The 3,282-nt window shown below is 37.6% G+C and carries 3 protein-coding genes and 1 pseudogene; 2 read left to right on the forward strand and 2 right to left on the reverse strand.

The features are described 5' to 3' along the window. Positions 1-377: pseudogene (locus RMZ95_RS33960) on the reverse strand (AAA+ family ATPase); the annotation flags it as partial. Positions 378-1,147: 770 nt separating this feature from the next. On the opposite strand from RMZ95_RS33960, the gene RMZ95_RS33965 reads away from it, so the two are divergent. Together RMZ95_RS33965 and RMZ95_RS33970 are read left to right on the forward strand one after the other, a co-directional pair. Next, positions 1,148-1,363 carry a hypothetical protein gene (locus RMZ95_RS33965; protein ID WP_322683236.1) on the forward strand — a complete coding sequence of 72 codons (216 nt, stop codon included), beginning with the start codon at positions 1,148-1,150 and terminating at the stop codon, positions 1,361-1,363. 30 nt (positions 1,364-1,393) lie between these two features. Next, complete coding sequence (locus RMZ95_RS33970) at positions 1,394-1,705, forward strand: hypothetical protein (protein WP_322683235.1); 312 nt, start codon at positions 1,394-1,396, stop codon at positions 1,703-1,705. 482 nt (positions 1,706-2,187) lie between these two features. Here RMZ95_RS33970 and RMZ95_RS33975 read toward each other — a convergent pair. Beyond that, positions 2,188-3,282: DUF4114 domain-containing protein (locus tag RMZ95_RS33975; protein WP_409884539.1), on the reverse strand; the 1,095-nt coding region annotated here is incomplete at its 5' end.

Here is a 3,282-nt window from a genome sequence, read left to right on the forward strand (position 1 = left end):
CGTAATGCGTCCAATTTGACTGAACCATAGAAACGTTTTGGTGGAACTATGACAGCAGAGGAAGCATTATCTGTTATTACAATGTCAATAGTTTTTTCTTTTTCAATCTTGTAGCTTCCTGTTTTTTCTTTAAATCCTGGTGGAGTTACTTTAGCAGCAGCATCTGCCTCAAACTGGCGTTGCGCTACTTCTGGCTTAACTATCAGATTTTGACTGCTAAGGGTTACGGTAATGTGTTCAGCTGCTTTCAAACCAAGATAACGTCCTTTGGATTCATCCCAGCCTGTGGCATAAGCAAAGTTTTCATTCCACAGTAACGCTGCAACTCCTTCTGCGATCGCGCACAGAGCGATACCTATAAAACCGACTGTTGTCAAAAAACCGTATTCTAAAATACATTTTTTAGAATACTCCTTCAGCAACTATAAATAAGTAAAACTAATTAATAACCGAAAAAGTTAAGGTAACGCGCCTACCAAAAGATAGTTCTGGATATGTAGTATGCAATTTGTGTAAAGTAAAGTATGGAGGTAAAGAAGCAAAATTGAGAATTATTTAGTTGGGTTATGAATGCAACGGAGCCAGTTCTAACTGATAGTAAAACCTTAAACGAAGTAGTTAACTGTTTAACAGAACATATTCCAATTCAAACTCAAGGAAAGTGTGAAAAAAAAATATCTTTGAGATTTTAATTCGAGCAGCCACCCAAAGCGATAGTATCGAAAACACAACGAAAGTCTTAAAGAATGTTCCTACCAGTAACGATATTCGTTACCATTTAGATAAATATTCAAACATTAAATCTTTAGAATCAGACTTAAATACAGCAATTCAAAGCCGCTTACCAGATGGAATCCGACAAGGTAAACAAAAAATTGCTATCGATTTTAACTTAATTCCATATTATGGTGAACCCTCACCAACCGAAGCACCATATATTTATAGAAGTCAAGCTACAAGTGGAACTTGTTCTTTTTACGCCTACGCTACTGTCTATGTAATTAAGAGGAATAAACGAGTAACTTTAGCTATCAAAGCTCTTCAACAACAAAATACGAAGGCAGCAATTATCACTTATCTTTTATCACTGATTGAGCCTTTGAATCTTCAAATCGAAAGATTGTATTTAGACCGGGGATTTTTCTGTGTGTCAGTCATCAGATGGTTGCTAGTTTTGGATATTGCTTTTGAAATACCAGTGATTATTCGAGGTAAAAATGGAGGTACTAGACAATTAATTAGAGGTCGGCGCAGTTATAAAACAACTTACACTTTAAACAGTGATAAATATGGCTCATGTACTTTCCCAGTTTGGATAGTTTGTACATATAAAAACGGTAAAAGACGAGCGCACGGGCGATAATTTTTTATTTATGCTGTTTATAAAGTTAAGTTGTCATTACATTCAATACATGACGACTATCGTCTCCGTTTTGGAATTGAAAGTAGCTATCGGATGAAAAATCAATGTCGGATTAAAACAACTATCAAAAATCCAACAATTAGATTTCTATTTGTAGCTTTAGCTTTTTTAATTATTAATGTTTGGATTTATCTAGTCTGGCATTATCTCAGCCGTTTAAAAAAAAGTTCAAGACAAGTTTTCTCCCATCTATTTACCCTTAAACAAATGCTTGAGTTTTTAGGTCAAGCAGTAGACCGCAATTATGGAGTTGCCTGTGAAATTTACTTGCCATCTGGCTGATTTTGGTTGATTTTGGGGTTTATTGATAATTTAATCTTATCATTTAGCCAAGCAATCAGCTTTTGTATATTTCCCCCGAAAACGGTATCACAGGCTACCATGTTTTAGCGAGCGCCAAACTTTTCGGTCTACTGAATTTTGGCTTCTGGTATTCCCAAGCAAAAATCAAGAACTGGTAAGGCTTCTGGAAAACTTTTCGGTCTACTGACTTTGCTGCTCCTGAAAATCAAGATTTAGGAGTTGTCAAAGCCTTACGAAAACAAGTCTCCAGGCTGGATTTATCCCCTTTTCCTGCACCCTCTTGACAAATGTGCAATTACTTAACCTCTCACGAATGGGTTACATGGGTACATTTATGCAAATATAAAAGCCTGTATTGCTCTCAACACAGGCTTTTGAGGTCTATTTAGTACATTCGTACAGAGGGAAGTTCAGCTTAACCTCTCACGGATGACCCAAGAGCGATCGCAAAAGTTTTCGGTCTACTGAATATTCAAATTGACATGCACAATCATATCGTTGAAATCTTTGTCACCACCATTTGCTAAATCCTCAAAACCAAAGGTGTTATTTTCTAGCAGACGAATGTGATCTGTCTTGTCTGAGTTAGCACCCAAAAATGCGAAGTATATTGCTGGATTGTTATTCGCATTGCTATCAAGAATGGCATCAGGTCTACCATTAACAATAATAAACGGTGCATACAGAGAATCAGGTGCGATATTCCCAGAGTAACTTGCTGTACCTTGGTTATTCCCCGTCAAGTCTATACCTGCAACACTTCCACGGATAGCAGCTTCGGCATAACCAGCTTGCCCTACGAGAATATCTGCTGTACCATCCCCGTTGGTGTCGATACCACCATTTGTATCAGCCACTTTATAGAAACCGATAACATCATCGTATGCAGCTTCTCTATTGACTACAAAATCAGCTTTTACCTGTTGTGTCACACCACGTAAATCAAGGAGTTCTCCTTGTTGGTTTCCTTGTAAACCTGTACCCAAAGGCAAATTTTTATCTGTTGCCTGAATGTTGAACATCAAATCCTTGAATTCACTGCTGTTGCTAGCTTTCCAAGACAAGGAGAAGTTATTATTACCTGAGCTTGTAACTTTAAGATTTGTCGGATCGGAAATCAGTACATCTGTAACAGCAGCTTGTCCAGCCAAGATATTATCTATGGTATTATCGCGTACTAAGTAAAATTTTAGCTGTTCGCCAGAAGTAAATTCCGACAAACTAGCTAAATCAGCATTGAATCCAATTGGATACTTGGTAAGTGAGGAGAGAATCACCTTGGATCGTTTCAAAGCTGCTTCCACGTAACCAGGATCGCTAGAGGCAATACCTTGAATTCTCCCTTGTTCATCATCTACAGCAAATACTCCCAATTCATAAACATGATTAGAACTTTGTCCTGTCAGTTGGACTGAAAGTGTTGCTTTTTCGCTATTACCTTTACCTTTAATAGTAAAGATATCGTTATTAGCATTCTTTATCAGGGTTGGTATGTCGTTAATACCTCCAGAAGAAGTACCACCTCCAGAAGAAGTACCACCTCCAGAAGAAGTACC

This window comes from Nostoc sp. DedQUE07 (genome assembly GCF_034530975.2).
In the GTDB taxonomy this organism is placed as follows: domain Bacteria; phylum Cyanobacteriota; class Cyanobacteriia; order Cyanobacteriales; family Nostocaceae; genus Nostoc.